Consider the following 825-nt stretch of genomic DNA (forward strand, 5'->3'; position numbering starts at 1 on the left):
TTCCCGAAAAGTGCCACTGGCGAGATAGTTGAGAAGCTGAGATTTGTCCAGTGTGTAGCTAGAAAACCCAAAGCCTTTCCACCCTAAATTCACAGCTTTTCTTAACCCCAGCTAACGCCCAATTAAGGGGTGAACAACGCCTTTACCAACCCTAAAGCATTGTGCCATAAACACTAAATTTGAAGTAGAAGCAAAAATGCCAGGCGTTGTGAATCCCTCTTAAATTGCTTGTTATGGCGCTACTCTACGTTATTTTCTTTAAGCCAACTATCCAAATTAGTTAACCCATGCTTCTGACGCCCCCTCGCGACATCAATCGCAAGAAACAGACCGGTAAACACACCAAAAAACAAAGACGCATACACCTGAGAAACAGAAAAACCCTGAAATTGCCAAATGAAGAACCACATGAACCCACCCCAAAAAACAGCGCCAAAAACTGATTGAAGGACAAATAGTTTCAACGGACTTTCAAATACCCTTGGCTTCATGTTTAAACGAGCCAATTTGTAGAATAGATATGGATAAGGTTTAGCTAAACGACTACTAATGCCCTTTTCAACCAATAGTGAGCGAACAAGTTCCATTTTATTCATAATCATTCCTATAAATGTGTGTTGGCATGCCTTGCGCCATAACGCCGCATTAAGTGGTGAGCGACGCTAAACACCAACGCCTCGACAAACCACTTAAAACACAAAAACTGAATTTACACTAAAACCGCCAAGCGTTGCGAATCCGTCTTAAATGCTTTGTTATGCAAATTCAATAAGATAAACATAAAGTTACACTAAATTTGATTAAGAAAACAATCAAAATGTTGGT

The 825-nt window shown here is 40.1% G+C and carries 1 protein-coding gene; it reads right to left on the reverse strand.

What is annotated here, in order from left to right:
- Positions 1–239 precede the first annotated feature (239 nt).
- Entirely contained in the window at positions 240–596 is a 357-nt protein-coding gene (locus EYW48_RS21310) for a DUF6404 family protein (RefSeq protein ID WP_277433058.1), read from the reverse strand.
- Between the last annotated feature and the right edge of the window lie 229 nt (positions 597–825).

The organism is Vibrio sp. 1180_3 (genome assembly GCF_029478545.1).
GTDB lineage: Bacteria > Pseudomonadota > Gammaproteobacteria > Enterobacterales > Vibrionaceae > Vibrio > Vibrio aestuarianus.